General features: G+C 45.7%; 1 protein-coding gene. It reads right to left on the bottom strand.

The window, feature by feature from the left end; all coding sequences use genetic code 11:
* Positions 1-639: substrate-binding domain-containing protein (locus tag ACWHAR_RS28485; RefSeq protein WP_452088623.1), on the bottom strand; the 639-nt coding region annotated here is incomplete at both ends.

Consider the following 639-nt stretch of genomic DNA (forward strand, 5'->3'; position numbering starts at 1 on the left):
GCATGGATAATGCCGAGTGCCATTTCATCAGTTGCAGAAAGAATGGCTGTCGGTTTTTTATCCAGGCTCATCAGATGCTGCAGTGCTTCGAGTCCGGAATCATATGTGTAATCCCCTTCAGCTACAAATTGTTCATTAAACGGAAGGTTCGCTTCTTCAAGCGCACGTTTGTAGCCTTGGAGTTTTTTCGAACGGTTGATCGGTTCTGTCATTGGTCCGGAAACGAACGCGATGTCTGTATGTCCTTTATCAACCAAAAGCTTCACAGCATCATAAATCGCCTGTTCGTAATCGATAGCGACTGACGGTGTTTCCTCCTGCTCTTCTACAGAAGCGGCAAGTACAATCGGCACTGGGGAACGCTTAAATTCCGCCACATGCTCGTCCGTAATGTTTCCGCCCATAAACACGATGCCGTCCACTTGTTTGCCGAGCATTGTGTTTAACAAGTGCAGCTCTTTCTCCATGTTTTGGTCAGAGTTGCTCAAAATAATATTGTATTTATACATTGTCGCGATATCTTCAATTCCGCGCGCAAGCTCTGAATAGAAAATGCTTGAGATATCGGGAATGATGACACCTACAGTTGTTGTTTTTTTACTTGCCAGTCCTCTTGCCACCGCGTTTGGACGGTAACCG

It is taken from the genome of Bacillus sp. LR--39, from assembly GCF_053613335.1.